The organism is Acinetobacter celticus (assembly GCF_001707755.1).
GTDB classification, from domain to species: domain Bacteria; phylum Pseudomonadota; class Gammaproteobacteria; order Pseudomonadales; family Moraxellaceae; genus Acinetobacter; species Acinetobacter celticus.
In genome coordinates, this window is record NZ_MBDL01000001.1 from 243,787 (window position 1) to 260,858 (window position 17,072).

Genomic DNA, 17,072 nt, shown 5'->3' on the forward strand with positions numbered 1-17,072 from the left:
TGGCTAATTTTAGATGGATATTTTCCATCAATAAAATTTATTGATCAGCACTTTAATCTGTATTAACAGTACAACATTTGTCAGTCAGAATTTTTTTGGCTCACTTTTTACAACAGACCCCAAGGCAGGCTGAACGCCATGAAAAACGATGCACAATCATCGCAATATTGGCAATTCAGGCCTAGGCTAGGGTACAACTTAAATTCAGCTGAAATAGATATGGTATCCACAATATGGATTAAACCTTATTTCAGCTTAGTGAATTTCTCAACTTCTTTGAGTGTACCTTTGACGGTTTGCTTCAAGGGTTCATAATCTAAAAACCACAATAAACTCATGTGCTGATCTTGATGTTGTTGTGCCAACATATCAATCACACTTTTCTCACCTCTACCGACCATATGGCGACGGTAAAAATAGTAAATAAGCAATACTGTCGTCATCAACATAATCATCAGCATAATCCAAAACCCCTGCTCCGACTTTAAGCCAGGAATGAATTCAAAATTCATTCCATAGATGCCTGTCAACAAAGTCAAAGGTGCAAATACCGCGGTAATAATAGCTAAAATACGCATATTTTCATTGGTTTGATTAGAAATTGCAGAAAAATGCAAATCCATAGCGGCCTGAACCGCCGCTCTAAGCCGAATGGTATGTTTTTGAATGCGCTCAATATGACTAATTAAATCATCTACGCGTACCAGCATAATATCTTGACGTTCAGTTTTCTTTTTACCTTTTAAATGCGGGTAATTATCCACAATTTCGTCATGCAATTCCTGTAAGCATTCAATTTGCTCTTCACACAAATTTTCGACCTGTTGAAATGCCATGTTCTCTTGCAATAATTGTTGCCATTTAGTAAAACGGCGATGTCCCTGCAACAATTCTTGTTGCCAATATTCCACGCGTCGAGTTAATGGCACACGTAAATCGAGATAACCATCTACCATGCTATTTAAAAGCCTTAGCGTCAAATCCAAAGTTGTTGTGGGTAGTTTTCTTGATCTATTTTGATCATCTGCGTGACGGGTTAAAATGGTTTCAATCCGTGCAATATAATTTTCGACAGCTTTGTTGCCTTTTTCCCGAACGGTAATTAATACCTGTGGTGTCATAATAAAACTGATTGGCGTGGTCGATAAACCAAATACCCGCTCATGCAATTCCAATGCATTCTCACCCGTTTTAACGTTGTCATCTGGGGTAATCAGTTTTCGAAAAATCAACAAATCATAGTCATCCATGGTATCAAATGCACACGGATGTTCTAAATTCAAAATATCTTTAAGATGATATTCATTCAACCAAACATTGGTTTTTTCAAAAATCTCTTGTTGCCAAGTTTCTGCTCGGTTTACAACATCTTCGCGGACACAATCTAGCCAAATGAATTCAGGTTCAATATTGGCATCAAGATAGCCTTTTTGCACATAAATCCGCGGTTCAGCAGGCTGTTGAAAAAATGAATAGATTTGCATTGCCACATTTATTATTTTGTTAACTCACTGGCATGATGCCATAAAAAAAGCCTGCATCAAGCAGGCTTTTTTATAACAACGTCAAAACATCTGGGCAATTAAGCTTGTTCGATGTCTTTCATGGTCAATTTAATACGGCCACGGTTGTCTACATCCGCAACTTGTACTTTAATTTCTTGACCTTCTTTCAACACGTCTGAAACGTTCGCAATGCGTTCGTTCGAGATTTGTGAAATGTGAAGTAAACCATCAGTACCTGGCAGAATATTGACAAATGCACCAAATTCTACAATACGGATTACTTTACCAACATACATTGTACCTGGCTCAATTTCAGCAGTAAGCGCTTGGATTTTTGCAACAGCAGCCGCCGCAGCAGCTTTCGTTTCACCAAATACGCGAACTGTACCGTTATCTTCGATATCGATTGCAGCTTTCGTTTCTTCAGTAATGGCACGAATTGTTGCGCCACCTTTACCAATCACATCACGGATTTTGTCCGGATTGATGTTGATCACTTGGAAGGTTGGTGCGTGCATAGAAATTTCAGGACGCGCGCGTGAAATCACTTGGTTCATTTCGTTCAAGATGTGCATACGACCAGCATACGCTTGGTTCAATGCAGACTCCATGATCTCTTCAGTAATCCCTTCGATCTTGATGTCCATTTGAAGCGCAGTAATACCGTTTGCAGAACCTGCTACTTTAAAGTCCATATCACCTAAGTGATCTTCATCACCCAAGATGTCAGAAAGAACTGCGAAACGCTCGCCTTCTTTCACTAGACCCATTGCGATACCCGCAACTGGTGCTTTCAATGGAACACCTGCGTCCATAAGTGATAGTGAAGCACCACATACAGAAGCCATTGAAGATGAACCGTTAGATTCAGTAATGTCAGATACAATACGAATCACGTACGGGAAGCGATCAGCTGGTGGAAGTACCGCTTGAACACCACGACGCGCTAGACGGCCGTGACCAATTTCACGACGTTTAGGACCAGATTCACGACCTGTTTCACCTACAGAATATGCAGGGAAGTTGTAGTGCAACATGAAGTTATCAGTTTTCGTACCTGATAGACTATCAACCATCAATGCATCACGTGTATTACCCAAAGTTGTTGTTACCAACGCCTGAGTTTCACCACGTGTAAACAATGCAGAACCGTGAGCACGGCCTAATACACCGACTTGAACATCAATAGCGCGAACAGTTTTGGTGTCACGACCATCAATACGTGGTTTACCTGACAAAATGTTGTCACGGACTGTACGGTATTTTAAATCTTCGAATAATTCGTCAACTTCATTTGCAATACCCGTTTCGTCATTTTCTGGAACGAACTGCGCAACAGCTTCTGCATGAAGTGCATCAAGCGCCGCATAACGGTCTTGCTTCACAGCAATTGTGTATGCTTCAGAAATTTTTGCTTCGAAAGCTTCTTTTAGTTGAGCAAGAAGTGCTTCGTTTTTAACTGGAGCAACCCAAGTTGATTCAACCGCACCAGCAGCCGCTGCAAATTCTTTAATTGCTTGAACCGCAATTTGCATTTCGTCGTGACCGAACAATACAGCGCCTAACATTTGGTCTTCTGAAAGTTCTTTCGCTTCAGATTCGACCATAAGCACTGCAGATTCTGTACCTGCAACCACAAGGTCAAGGTCAGATTCTTTCAATTGTTCGTGGTTCGGGTTTAGGATGTATTCACCGTTGATTAAACCAACACGTGCACCTGCGATTGGGCCACGGAATGGAACACCAGCAATTGACATTGCAGCTGAAGCACCCAACATTGCAGCAATATCAGCATCCATAGTTTTATCAGAAGAAATAACAGTCGCTGTCACTTGAATTTCGTTATAGAAACCTTCTGGGAATAACGGACGAATTGGACGGTCAATTAAACGTGAAATTAAAGTTTCAGATTCAGTTTGACGACCTTCGCGCTTACCATAACCACCTGGGATACGACCAGCAGCATATTGTTTTTCTTGATAGTTAACAGTCAATGGGAAGAAATCTTGGCCTGCTTTTGCTTTTGGTTGAGCAACAATTGCAACCAATACAGTTACGCCACCCATTGTAATCACAACAGTATTTGCTTGACGAGCAACACGACCTGTTTCTAAAACAACTTGGTGCTGACCGTACTGGAATTCTTTACGAATAATATTAAACATCGACATGTATTTTTTTCCTGATTTTATTCTAGTGGAGACCCCTAAGGTTTGGCATTCACAACATTACATTGTTTAAGTAAATGACAAAGCTTAGAAGCCGACCTCACCAGAGCATAAAAAAATGATTTTAAGACGCAAAGAAGGAGCGAATCATCGCCCCTTCTCAATTATCCAGCCAAAACTGGATAGACTTTAGTTTTCAGTAATACAGCATTCAACATGCAATAATCCGAAAATAAAAGTTTAAATCGAATTAACGACGTAAACCTAAAGCAGCAATCAATGCGCTGTAACGAGTAGCATCTTTACCTTTAAGGTAATCAAGAAGCTTACGACGTTGGTTAACCATACGGATAAGACCGCGACGGCTATGGTGGTCGTGTTTGTGTTCTTTAAAGTGACTTTGCAATTCATTGATTTGCGCAGTTAAAAGAGCTACTTGAACTTCTGGTGAACCAGTGTCGTTTTCAGCGCGAGCGAATTTTGCAATGATCTCTGCGCGATCTGCGTTTGTTAAAGCCATTCGATTTCTCCGAGATGCCTAATTAAGTTACATTTGATACGAATCAAATTGATTCTTCAAAACCAATTTGACTGCCGTGCATCACTACAGCAAGTGCATTATATTAAGGGAAAAGCGCCTCGATTGCAAAATTAGATCGCGTCTTTTCGCTGAATAAGCGTTTAATTTCCTTTAATCGGCTTATCTTTAAGTTGTTTATTTTATAGACAGAATTTTTATTTAATAAATTTCAGTGAACTATTGCCCATCTCTTAGAAGTAGAAAGGACCATTTCGCCCTTTAAGCACCTATCAGAAGTTAGACATCCTCCTATACTATTCTTTAAATAGGGCATCTCTGGCCATTTTAGAATAGAAAAAAGCCCGAGCAGAGCTCGGGCTTTTTTTTGCGCTGTAGTTTCTTCTTTTTTCATTATAGTTTTATTATTTATTGTGTTTTTATGGCGCTTTTCGCGTCTTTTGTAGAAAACATTCCATGTTTTAACTAGCACTTCCTTATGTGGTAGATTTTGCCAGAATGCATTCTTAAAAGAAGACGCTTTTTTCGCCGTGCCTTGTACGCCATTTCGTACAAAAATTAATCCAAATAATAAGATTCACAATATATTTCAATAAATTCAAAATATAAAAAAGCCCTGCAGTCTCTCCCAAAACTGCAAGGCTTAGCGGCTGTAAGTTTCCTCTTTTCCTTACGTCACTGTAAGTTCGCTGTCTTTTGACGTTCTTGTTATATTTTTGCGATTGTACTCAACGATCCGTATTGAGTGTTTTTTTATGTACAGCCATCTTGTCAGAATCTGAAACAAAGCTCTATGCGCTAATTTCTCGAATCCTTGTAAGATATTTCGTACAAGAAGATGTCTTACAATTTATACTTTTTGCCAAGTTGCTTGGTTAAAAGTGCAGATAAACCACTTTTACGTGCTGTAATAACGGTCATTGCGACCGAAAAAGCAGAAGGTGCAACCAACAAACTCACTACTTTTTTCGCCCGTGTAATGGCAGTATAAATCAACTCTTTACTTAACAGCGCTTTAGCATGTGCTTCCAAAACCACCGCAGTATGGGTAAATTCAGAACCCTGCGATTTATGAATGGTCATGGCATAGGCCGTTTCAATATTTTTAGGTAAACGCGCGCTGATGACCCATTTTTGCAAACTCGGAAAATAAACCGAGAACTGTAATTTGCCTTCATGTGGTCGTTTAAAACAAATTCCAATGTCACCATTCGAAAGGCCCAGCTGGTAGTCATTATAAGTCATCATCACTGGGCGACCTGCATACCATTCGCCCTGTTTCATCTGCGCTGTGGCTTGAAGAATGCGATATTCCATCTGCTCATTTAATGCTGTTAAACCTAGATTTCCATGGCGTACCGCAGCTAAAATCCGATAATCGTCAAATGCCTTAACCACCTCAGTTTCTAATTGTGGGTTAAAATCAGAAGATAAATATTTTTTTAATACAGCAATATAAGCATCAAAACCCAACATCAACTGATCGTAATATTCATTCCAATCGACATTATTTGTCATATCGGCGCTAAATAATCCCAAGCTCAGTTGCTCTGGTTCGACCAAACGCTCAGATAAATATTGCAACTGGATACAATCTTGCATATTCGGTATTAATGGCACTGCTTGTAAGCGTCCAGCCTGTACCAAATTCTGCTCAAAACACGTTAAGACACCCTCACTGGTGTTATTTTGCTGAATAAAATTGGCCATTCGACCAATTAATTTTTTGCCATCAAAACGATGACTGGTAATCAGGTTCACTCTATTTTCGGACAAAGCTTCAACTTGTTGTAAATCGGCAAGTACGGAACCAACATCAACCGAAGCCAATTGATTAGCATCTCCCAAAAGAATCAAACGCGTTTGCGGTGCAACCGCTGAAAACAACATAGTCGCTAAATTTAAATCCAACATGGAAGCTTCATCTACCACAATGACATCGTAAGGCAAGGGGCGTTTGGCATGAAAGCGTGGGCGTTGATTTTCACCTAAACCCAATAAACGATGAATAGTAATTGGCGCTAAGCGCTTCAAATCATCACTCACCAAATCGTTCAGCTTGGTATCAGCAAATGAATTTTGTAACGCTTCTTTCATTCGCTGTGCAGCTTTGCCTGTAGGGGCTGCCATCGCAATCCGAATATCTGGAATAGCCTGATTTAATACCGCAATAATTCGTGCAAGCGTATAGGTTTTACCTGTGCCCGGCCCACCCGTAATAATACTCAAAGGCTGTGATGCGACCATCTGTAAGGCTAGCTTTTGTTGCGTATCCGTCAATAAAGCGTGGTGTTGCGCGGTCAGTTGTAGCACTTCTATGTGTTGTTGTTTTAAATGAACTACGGCCTGTGCCAATTGGCTTTCTAATCGCCAGTAGCGATATAAATACAAGCGCTGATCGTCCCAGATAAAAGGGGCAATTGCTTGTTTCTCTAAAGCATCAGGATCAGAATTATGCACCAGTTTTTGTAGAAGCAGCGCCTCATCTTTATGACATGTAATACAACTATCACCCTGCTCAATCGCTTGAAAAATCCGTTGAATCAATGCTGCAGATTGCACCTGTGCTTCTGGCGTAATGTACAGCTGAATCAAGCTGTTAATCCACGTCTGCATATTCAAACGGCTCTGGTTATTTTCCACACAGTTACCCTCAAGCTTATCCACAGGATAATTTATTGTTTATACGTAAATTTATAGCGTTATTTACAGAATTTCGTTTAGTTAATCAGCAGACAAATAACCCAATATTTCATCAAGTTGCAAAATAAACGCGGCTTGGGGTTGCCAGTGATAAGCACCTGAACCAAACTGCTTACACATGCCACGTAAGTACAAATAACTTGCGCCCCCCAAATGCTGATGAATCGAATAATCTTGCAAATGCACCTGAAGATACCGATGTAAAGCCACCAAATACAAAGCGGCCTGCAACCAATAACTGGACTGACTCATGTTATTTTTCACTTCAGTTTCAGCATAATGAAGTTCGGTTTTTCCCAAAAAATTACTTTTATAATCCGCGATATGGTAACGCTGACCATCGTAATACACCAAGTCAATAGCACCGATTAAATAACGCGCTGAATTGGCTTCATTCAAAGCTTCTATTTGAATGCCTTGTTGCTTAAATAGACGCTGAATTGGGTGAATTGGAACAGGTCGATCTGACAATGCCAAATGAAAAGGAAATTCGGGTAAATGGCTATTCTTCGGCAATGAACTTAAACAAAAGACCTGATCTTGATGCAAAGGTGTATGAACCACGTCATGCATCCATTGGGTCATGAGTGTATACAGTATTTCATTCTGCATATTTTCGACCAATGAACCAAAGCCCATATCAACATAATCACGGGTCATTTTCACCTCAATGGCGGGAGTAAAGAGCGTTGTATTTTTTAAACTCGTCGCGCTTTGCACAAATTTTTGTTGTAGGTCCTGTGTATCTACTTGATGAAAATTGGGAATAAAGGTCTCTAAATCTTGCCAAAAATGTTCAGGCTGATAATGGCTTGCATCCTGAAAGCGTTGAGGCCACTTTGCACTTGCTGTTTCATTCTGCAAAAATTGTTGCATCAACGCATGATTGAACCCTATAAAAAGGCCACGCACGATTTTGTGTTGCTCATGGCTATTTATTTGCGGGCCGAACTGTTGTAGCGCAGTTTGATACAAGACCTGTGTAGATTCAATATAGGTCGATTTCCATGCCTGTGTGAAGGTTTTCCACACAGCAAAACTGTCCTGAAATTTTTGCCGAAGTTCAATTAACAATTGCGGGCCATCGTTTTTAAAACGACGTAAAATTTCAATTTTCCAACTCTCAGGTGCTTGAAAATCAATCTGCTCATAAATACTGTGCAAGAATGTTCCTGCAACTGTACCTTTAGGGAAATGTTGCTTAATCCAAGCAATGTCCTGCGCAGGCAATGCAGCCATAGCATCAATATCGGTTTCATCCTCTGCGCTATCTTCAGCAATTGCCTGCATGACCAACTGATCTTGAGAGCGCTGACGATAAGCCAAATGCTGTGATAAACCCGTAAAACTGGTATTTGTTCGTGGGTAAAAACGCATCGTTGGTAAGCTCAAAGCTTCGAGCGTTAAACGCTGATCGTCAGAGATTGGAATAGGCGATGGGCATTCTGCAATAAGTGGTTCAACGGCACAGTTCGGATGTTGAAATGCGCTGTTACCTTGCCCCTTCCAAAAAGGCAAACTATATAAAGATTTATGTTCAGATGTTCTAAATACAGCATAAATACGGTGGCTAGCGCGAGTTAAAGCGACATACCAAAGGCGATGCTGTTCTGCGTAACGTCGTTCATCATGTTGCTGTTTTTTTAACTGATCATTCGATCCGCCAATATCAATCACACGGCGCTTTTCACTGGGTGCCGAGACATCGGTCTGTACATCTTCATAGGAAAAAATCAGACTGTTGTCTACTTTGGGACTCCCATCGGCATTCAGTAAAAACACCACTTTAAATTCTAGACCTTTAGACTGATGAATGGTCATCAGCTTCACGCCTTCGGCATTGGTTAAAGGTCGTTCTAGCTCCCAATCATGGCTTTTGGGTGATTGTAGTTGTTTTAAATACCAATGGAATAAATGCTGCGCACCTTGTAATTGTTCACTTTGATCGCTCAAAATTTCCGTTAAATGACGCAAGTTCACCACATCTCTTTCATTATCACGGCTGTGTAGTTCGACCAATCGCTCCCAAATTTTAAAATAATTGAGACAATAATGCCACGCAGGTAAAAAACCCTGCGTTAACCATAACTCACGAATATGATCAAACTGCGCAATATAATGGCTTAGGTCTAAAGTCTGCGAATCTGCACTCCATAAATCATTCAGCTGCATACCCAATAAGCGCCCGAGTAAGGCACGCTTCACTTTGGCTTCCTGATAAGGCGATAAAATAGCGGCTAAAATCGCTCCAATATCTTGTGCAATCACACTGCCAAAAACACTGCGCTTGGCGGCCCGATTAACCCGAATGCCTAAAGACAATAACACCTGTTGCACTGCATTTAAGGAACTATGACTGGTGGCAAGTACGGCAATATCTTGATCCATTAACGCTTCTTGTTCAGAAGCTAAAGCCGTGTCCGTTTGTGTTTTGGCAAAATACACCTGTTGCTGCGCAGACTGATATAGCAACTGTTGAATTTGCCACGCCACTTGTTCAGCTTCTTGATCTTTATGTTCAAGCTGAAGCCAACGCAATGGTGTTGGATTAATGTGCTTGTGATCATACAAATCTGCATGCGTGGCCCCTGCGGTAATAGGGACATAAACCACATCTTCACCAAAGTCCATTTGGCATTGAAACAGCGCATCGACCACTTCGACCAAGGGTGCAATAGAACGGAAATTTTTCTTCAGTTGATAAAACTGACCTTGTTTACGGTAAACATCATCTCGTGCTTTTAAAAAGGTCAGCATGTCGCCACCACGAAAACCATAAATCGCCTGCTTACGGTCTCCCACCATAATCATGCAACCATTTTGCAAACGTGTAGGATGTCGCCAAATTTGCGCCAACATGGTGTCTTGATCTAAATTCGTGTCTTGAAATTCATCGACTAAAATTAGTGGATAACGTGCATGTACAAAGGCTGCAAATTGATTGCCTTGTTCCCCTTGCAAGGCTTCTGACAAGGTACGAATCTGCTGAGAAAATGTGGTTTCACCTTTGCTTTGTAACATCTGTGGTAGCCGATTTTTGACTTCTTGTGCAATGTGATATTGCAGATAGGTATCCAAACCATTCAAATGCGTAGAGGCTTGTTGCACCTGATCTAATAGGTTTTTAAAAGCACTTAATATGGGATGTTGATACAGTGCGACGACTTCAGCATCTGCAATTTTCTTTTTCCCATTGGCGCTACGTGGCTCATCTTTTTTAAAAAACTGCTGTAATTGCTGAAAGCTTTCGGGCTGTTGACCATTGACTAAAATTTGTGGGCCGTACTGTTGAATACGTTCCAATAAGTTTGGCAGTTGACGTATGGCGTCTACAACAGAATGGCGTGACCACGGCAGAATCAATAATTTGGCATAGCCACCATTGGGCGTAAAATCTTCTAAGGCATGGAGATTGCTTAAATCTACTTGCTGTAATGCATCAAGGGCCTGCTGTATACCGACTAAAGAAAATTCAGGTTGCGTCACAGGATTCAATTTCGCAGAACTGAAATTCAGACTTTTTTCCATCAGTTCGGCATAACGACTCACTGACTTAATTTGCTTGCGTTGCAATAAGCACGTCACCGCCTCTTGAGGCTGGGTTTGTGTCCATTCGCGCAAAATATCATGCACCAATTGTTGCACATAAGCCTTGTCATCGTTGGTAATTTCGGCACGTTCAATTTTGCCACTTTCAAAAGCAAATTCACGTAACAAAGTCTGACTAAAACTATCCAAAGTCCCGACAAACAGTTCGTCAAGCTGATCTAATACCAATTGTAGACGCTCACAGGCATAGCCTATTTGGCTGGCATTGCGCTCAAGTATCACCTGTACCAATTCATCTTCTTCACCTTTGGCGCGAGCTTCAATATTACTGGGCAATTCCGTTCGCAATGTTTCAAGTAGGCTTAAAATACTATATAGACGTTGGCGAATACGGCGTTTTAGTTCAGCAGCTGCTTTACGGGTAAAGGTGGTGGCAATGACCTGACGCGGTAAGTATTTTTCCAGTAAAACTCGAACCATTAAACTGGATAAGGTAAAGGTTTTTCCCGTACCTGCCGAAGCTTCAATCCAATGTAAACCTTGAAAATGCATGCGCCCAATCGGGTTTTCAATTTCTTTAATCTGCATGCGTTTTCTCCGCCGTTTGATGGCTGTAAATGGGTTGATACAAGGCATAGGCAAACTGCTGACAACTTTGCATTAACAAGCTCAAACTGTCTTGATCGCGTAAAATAAAGGCCCAATCGACATGTGCCTGATTGGCTTCATCTTGACGGACATCAAAGGCAGCATACTCCCCAGATTCGGTCCATTTCGTCATCAATTTATCCATCTGATTCAAGCGCTGAATGCCCTGTTCGTCTTCCAACCATTTCACTTCCATTTCTTCACCTTTTTTGCCTTCTAGCAAAATCAGTGCACCATCTTTCGTGGCCAACATTAAAGCTGCAGGTAACACCAAAGGATGTTGTTGACCATAACGCCATGCTTGCATCCAACGTGCCAAATAAATTGGCGCATCTTCAGGGGTAATACCTGAACAACGAATGGTGACATCATTACAAACTTCAATTCGTTCATAAGCCAAAGTAGATGCACTTGAAGGTAAGGATGCCAACCACAATAAATATTCCAACCAAATTTGTGCACGGCGCCGACCTCTGGCACTTGAAGCTGTCATGCTAATCCATTGCTGAACAGGCTGTGCTGGCACCGTAATCTGCATAAGTGTCTGAGCATCTATTTTTAATTGGCGTTGGGTAATGACCGTCAGTTCAGGCTGTTCCGTCTGAGTAATTTGTTTAACCCGTTCCAATAAATCAGCATGTTGTTGCTGACTGACCGCCCACGCTGCCTCTTTGAATTTACCCACTGGCAATTGGTCTAGCAACAACTCAGTCTGCATGTTTTGCTCGGTTTGATCCTGTAAAAAATCCCGCAGTGCATATTGCTCTAAGCCATCCAACAACAAGGGTTCATCCGTCGCAAGGCCATCTTCCGCTGTTAAATTATGAATACCCAGCGTTTTTAAATACAGCGCTGCAGGGAATGTGACCTGCTTAATCCACTGCGCACTGTCCAGTAAAATTTCTGTTGTCGCAGGTAGGCTAACGCTTTGGGCTGTCCAAGGCTGGCGTGCCCCTTTGGCCTGTTGAAGTTGTCGAGCAACATGAAACCATTGGTCTTGATAACGGATTTTGGCTGAAGAACGTTCGGCATCAAAACAACGTTGCTCGAAAGGTTGCAACTCATGTACACAATATAAAGATTGCAAGTTTTCAGGAACTTCAACATCACCTTCTATTTTGACTAGGTTAGGTAAATTAGGATGGGTACGACTGCCCTGTACAATTAAGGCCAAATGGCGAATTAATTCTTGCACCACACTAGAGGGTTCACGGACTTCACCGTCATTAATATCAAAGCCGTTATAGAACAGCCATAAATTCTCTTTGGCTAATAGTAAGGCGTCTAGAAATGCGCCCTGATCATCTTCTAAACGTGAACGGTCACCCAAATGGGGTTTCAATACGTCCATTAAATCAAAAGGCAAATGTGATTGGCGACTTGGGAACTTGCCACTATCAAGATTCAGCATGACAATCAATTTATAAGGCACTGGTCGAATTTGACCAATTTGACTAAAAGTAATTTGTCCTGAAGGAACTGCCTGATCTAACTGGCTGTCCATAATATTTTGAATTTCTTGCAAGACATAAGGCAATGGCAATTGCATGTCTTTGAGTAAATGCGCCCGTTCATCCTGACTCTCATCGTCATCGTTATAATAAGATAAAGTCAGCATGGTGATTTGCTTACGAATGACATCACGAATGGCTTTAAGCGCAGTGACCCCTTGTTTTTGATAGCGCTCTAAATCACGTAGTAATAAATGCAGCCATTCTTCGACATTGCGCATTTGCCCCATTTCATGTTCAACAATCCAATGGCGACGCTCGGCAAAGTCCTGATAAACACTGATGAGAATATTCACCAATTCAAAATCTTCACGGCGCACAAAAGCATAGCTTAAAGTGTCTTGCCACATGGCATGTTCAGGTACAGCGACCCCCAAAACCAAACGGTCTAAAGCAAATTTAAAACTATAGCGGTAGTCGGTATCATTTGGCGCTAAAGTCCGACGCAGATGTTCTTCATCTAAGCCACGTTTAAATTTAGCCTCACTGAGTAACTCAATAATACGTGCCGTTTGCTCTGTGTTCAGTGCATAACGGGTTTGCGTTGCCGTTAAATTTAGCCAATCTGCAAAATCTTCTAATGTGAAACGTCCTTGTGGCAACTGAATCGGCCCAAGTACTGCTCGCCATGCATTCTGTGCATCCAGCGGCGATACCCCTGCAATTTTAACCGGTAAATACACACTGTCTTGACGCACTGCTTCTGAACGTAACATATCATCAAAATACTGTTCACGTGGCGGGGGTGCAAACACACTACGAATCAGTGGCTCTACATCTTTTAAATTGGAACTCAGCACCAAAACATCACTGGCCAAACGAGGCTGTTCTGCTGTGCCTTGTGACAACCAATGCGTGAGTTGATCTTTTAATACTTCCAATTGACGTAAAGCAGAATGACACACATGCATCCGAATGGAATCATCATCACGTTGTAATTCAATGCTATCTGCTTCGGGTTCAGCCAAGTTTAAAATGTCGTATTGCACTTTACCCAATAAATTATTGGCATAATTCTGCGGAAATTGATCATCCCATTCTTCACCATTTTCACCTGCTGCCAAATTCACCAAAAGTGAAAAATGATCGCGGGCTTGTTTACCAAAACGGGTCAATAGAGGATGTCGTGACTCTTTCAGTTGACCATATTCCAAGGTATATTTTTCAAAAAAAGCATCTATTTCCACATCGGACGCATTCGGATGTTTGTCTTTAAAACGCTGTTTGAGCTTAACGTCATACTGCTTTTTCCAATTGGCATCGACCGTATCGGCCCAATATTCCTGCGAGGGGTTAAAATGCAGAATCAGCACATGCATGTACTGCCCCAAGCGACGTAAAAATGCCAATTGGCTAGGTGGTAAATCCAGTACAGTAAATAACACCACTTGTTTGGGAAGCTGAGCCAAGGCTGTTGGACGAGTTTCTGGATTATCCAAAATCTGCCAAAAATCATCATCAATGCTTTGCATTAATTCAAAGTCTGCATGAAATTCACGATGCCATAACCAACGTTGCCATTGTTCTAATTGCGTGGCCTGCGCTTTGGCAAAATCAGATACCTGCGTTTGTTGTTGTAGTGCTTCTTTGCTGTCTAAACCTGGAAATACGGTCTGTGTTTGAAAAAACTGTTGCTCTAAATCAAGTGCTTGGTTCTGCCCCCAATCTTTCAGCCAGTTACTACTACAATCGCAAGTTTGTCCCGCATCATGCTGTTTAAAACAATGCCCGCGGTATTCCATATAATTGCTAAATAAACGTGAAATTTGCTCTGACACCCAATACAACATGCCCTGTTTTTTGAGTTGTTGCTGAGTGTGATCGCTTAAGCGCATTGCGCTGTCATAAATCCGTTGAATAATACTGTGTAACGGATGATCGACCGCTAATGGATTGTCCGTATTTTGAATATAAGGTTTTAAAACCTGATAGGTGCGCCATTTTAAAATCATGCGCGGAATGTTGGCCTTGCGGACTTTTTCTTTATCGTCTAACACAGCCTGATAGGCAAACCATTGAAATGCACGAATACGTTGATGGAACAAATTATTCGCACTAATCCCCTGATGTTCAGATAATTTAACCGTTAGCCATGTTTGTACCGCAGGCGAAGGTACAATAAAATGTTGCGTTTTTAACGCCTCAAATGGGCTCTTAGAAGGCTGATGGCCGACCCGTAGCATCTCTTCCAGTAACACTTCAATACGCTGACTCTGAATGACATGTATGGCCATCTTGATGTTCTTTCCTTCTGTATAAACTACAAAAACATAAAAATTATTGACTATACTTTTTAGACTGTCTATGCCACTTTGAAAACAATATTCAGTTCAAAAAATACTTTGAAACAAGTATCTTAATGATACTTTATGAGAAAAATTCAACAAATAACTGAAGGTACTACTGATGAAGATCGACAATATTCCAGATTCTATTGACCCAAATCTTAATTTAGAAATTATTCGCGCAGAGTGTTTGGAACTTGCCAAAAAACGCGCCTACTTCTCTGCGGGCGCCGCCATCATCCCTGTCCCTTTTTTTGATGTCGTGATTGATGTCGGTATTTTGTCACAATTAATTCCTGAAATTAATGCACGTTTTGGTTTATCACCTGAACAAATTAGCGTTTATGACCCTGCAACCAAACAAATTCACTGGAATGAACTACGTAAACGCGGTGTAGAGTTTTCTGGTTTGGTGGTAGCGCGTACCGCTGTTAAAAAATCCATTAATAATGTGGCAGCCAAATACATTACTAAGCAAATCACTAAATTCATTCCCTTAGGTGGACAAGCCATTGCTGCAGGACTAGGCTATTTTGTGATGAAAACCGTGGCCGATGCACATGTTGAAGACTGCTATAAACTGGCCAAAAGCATTCAGCGCAAGCAACATAGCCAAGAAATTGTACAGGTTTAAAAAGTATTTAAATCCATCATCAAGCGGGTGACTTTCACAAAAACAACCCGCTTTTTTTTTTACGACTGGATTACTCTGCTTTGAGTTGTTTTAAAATGGCTTCCAGCACTTGAACGCGTGCCGTATTCTTGTCATTGGTTGAAATGACATGCCACGGTGCATAATCGGTATCCGTGCGCTGCAACATATCGGCAACAGCCTTTAAGTAGTCGTCCCAACGTCCACGGTTACGCCAATCTTCTTCAGTAATTTTAAAGCGCTTATGCGGTGTTTCTTCCCGCGCCTTGAATCGTGCTTCTTGTTCATCTTTACTAATGGCCAACCAAAACTTAATAACCAGTGTCTGACTGTCATATAGGTCTTTTTCAAAACGGTTAATTTCTTCATAAGCGCGTTGCCACTCTACAGCATTGGCAAAGCCTTCTATCCGCTCAACCAAAACTCGCCCATACCACGTCCGATCAAAAATACTGATCTTTTCTTCAGGCTGAATTTTATTCCAAAAACGCCACAAATACGGGCGACGTAGCTCATATGGTTCAGGCGCCGCAATGGTATAAATTTCGTATTCACGGGGATCGAGTTTTTTCACAATTCGTTTAATCGAACCGCCTTTCCCTGCAGCATCCATCCCTTCAAATGCAATTACCACATTACGCGTATCAAAACGTAGCGCTTCCGCCACTTTTTTACTGAGTTGTTTTAATTCATCTTTATATTGATTTTTTGGTAAGACATCTTCCGAAGGGCTCAGTAAACTTTCAGGTATTTTGGCCTGTTTCCATTGCCCTTTGGCCTTCTTTAAATGGTCTGGGCAATGCTTCAGTGTACGTAAAATATGTTGTGCAAACTGCTGATCACGCTCGATCTCTTTTTCACAATCAATGATCTCCCAATCATCGGTAAAGCGCTGACGAAGTTTTTGTAGGCTGTCATATTGTTTTTTACTGCGCCAATCTAAACCATGGAGCTTGTGCCAATGGACTTCACCAGGGTCCATATGATCTAAACGTTTCTGTAACGACTTCCATGACAAATCGAACCAAACTTTAATCACATCCACGTTATTATTTTTCAGATCTTGCTCATAGGCACGCATGCTTTCAATATATTCATCAAACATGGTTTCATCAATCGGCTTGGACACGTGCATAGCCGTAGTCAGCAAGTCACTGTACCAATTACCAAACATCACCATAACTTGCCCTTCAGCAGGTATAAAACGCGCATAAGGTTGCCAAAAAGTTTGCTTATGATTGAAGGTTTGCGGGGCATCGGCTTTAACCCGTAAATACCGCGGGTCGACCCACTCTCGAAGTTGCTTCACGGCTTCGCCTTTACCTGCAAGCTCAATCCCACTGACTAAAATCAGCACGCTTTTAGCATTGGGTTTCCCTTTGCTCTCCTTCAATGCATATTGCGCTTCAATCAAGGCAACCGACAATTGCTCTGGATCCATCAATTTCATTTCATTGTCTTGTGCAACCATATTTTTCTCTAGCCTTTTGGTTTTCATTTACGCTCAAGCGTT

The 17,072-nt window shown here is 41.4% G+C and carries 8 protein-coding genes; 1 reads left to right on the top strand and 7 read right to left on the bottom strand.

The window, feature by feature from the left end:
* Positions 1 to 245 precede the first annotated feature (245 nt).
* From BBP83_RS01160 to BBP83_RS01190, 6 genes are all read right to left on the bottom strand, one after another.
* A complete protein-coding gene (locus BBP83_RS01160; protein WP_068885589.1) occupies positions 246 to 1,484 on the bottom strand; it encodes a magnesium transporter CorA family protein in 1,239 nt (412 codons plus the stop codon).
* Positions 1,485 to 1,582: 98 nt separating this feature from the next.
* Positions 1,583 to 3,670: a polyribonucleotide nucleotidyltransferase gene (gene pnp / locus BBP83_RS01165; RefSeq protein ID WP_171258025.1), complete on the bottom strand. Its 2,088-nt coding sequence runs from the start codon at positions 3,668 to 3,670 to the stop codon at positions 1,583 to 1,585.
* A 253-nt stretch (positions 3,671 to 3,923) separates the two neighbouring features.
* On the bottom strand, positions 3,924 to 4,193 hold the full coding sequence (gene rpsO / locus BBP83_RS01170; protein WP_068885591.1) for a 30S ribosomal protein S15: 270 nt from the start codon (positions 4,191 to 4,193) through the stop codon (positions 3,924 to 3,926).
* 861 nt (positions 4,194 to 5,054) lie between these two features.
* On the bottom strand, positions 5,055 to 6,827 hold the full coding sequence (gene recD / locus BBP83_RS01180) for an exodeoxyribonuclease V subunit alpha (RefSeq protein WP_078055381.1): 1,773 nt from the start codon (positions 6,825 to 6,827) through the stop codon (positions 5,055 to 5,057).
* A gap of 108 nt (positions 6,828 to 6,935) precedes the next feature.
* Entirely contained in the window at positions 6,936 to 11,051 is a 4,116-nt protein-coding gene (locus BBP83_RS01185; protein ID WP_068885594.1) for a UvrD-helicase domain-containing protein, read from the bottom strand.
* Positions 11,041 to 14,856, bottom strand: coding sequence for an exodeoxyribonuclease V subunit gamma (locus BBP83_RS01190; RefSeq protein ID WP_068885595.1), 3,816 nt, complete (start codon positions 14,854 to 14,856; stop codon positions 11,041 to 11,043). The genes BBP83_RS01185 and BBP83_RS01190 overlap by 11 nt, the downstream gene beginning before the upstream one ends.
* A 172-nt stretch (positions 14,857 to 15,028) precedes the next feature.
* Here BBP83_RS01190 and BBP83_RS01195 point away from each other — a divergent pair, with 172 nt between their 5' ends.
* A complete protein-coding gene (locus BBP83_RS01195) occupies positions 15,029 to 15,541 on the top strand; it encodes a hypothetical protein (protein ID WP_068885596.1) in 513 nt (170 codons plus the stop codon).
* 70 nt (positions 15,542 to 15,611) lie between these two features.
* On the opposite strand, the gene pap is transcribed toward BBP83_RS01195, so the two are convergent.
* Positions 15,612 to 17,030: a polyphosphate:AMP phosphotransferase gene (pap, locus tag BBP83_RS01200; RefSeq protein ID WP_068885597.1), complete on the bottom strand. Its 1,419-nt coding sequence runs from the start codon at positions 17,028 to 17,030 to the stop codon at positions 15,612 to 15,614.
* Positions 17,031 to 17,072 lie beyond the last annotated feature (42 nt).

Coding starts and splice junctions, on each gene's coding strand:
- BBP83_RS01190 (WP_068885595.1), bottom strand. CDS start 14,856: ATGGCCATACATGTCATTCAGAGTCAGCGTATTGAAGTGTTACTGGAA.
- BBP83_RS01160 (WP_068885589.1), bottom strand. CDS start 1,484: ATGCAAATCTATTCATTTTTTCAACAGCCTGCTGAACCGCGGATTTAT.
- pap (WP_068885597.1), bottom strand. CDS start 17,030: ATGGTTGCACAAGACAATGAAATGAAATTGATGGATCCAGAGCAATTG.
- pnp (WP_171258025.1), bottom strand. CDS start 3,670: ATGTTTAATATTATTCGTAAAGAATTCCAGTACGGTCAGCACCAAGTT.
- recD (WP_078055381.1), bottom strand. CDS start 6,827: ATGCAGACGTGGATTAACAGCTTGATTCAGCTGTACATTACGCCAGAA.
- rpsO (WP_068885591.1), bottom strand. CDS start 4,193: ATGGCTTTAACAAACGCAGATCGCGCAGAGATCATTGCAAAATTCGCT.
- BBP83_RS01195 (WP_068885596.1), top strand. CDS start 15,029: ATGAAGATCGACAATATTCCAGATTCTATTGACCCAAATCTTAATTTA.
- BBP83_RS01185 (WP_068885594.1), bottom strand. CDS start 11,051: ATGCAGATTAAAGAAATTGAAAACCCGATTGGGCGCATGCATTTTCAA.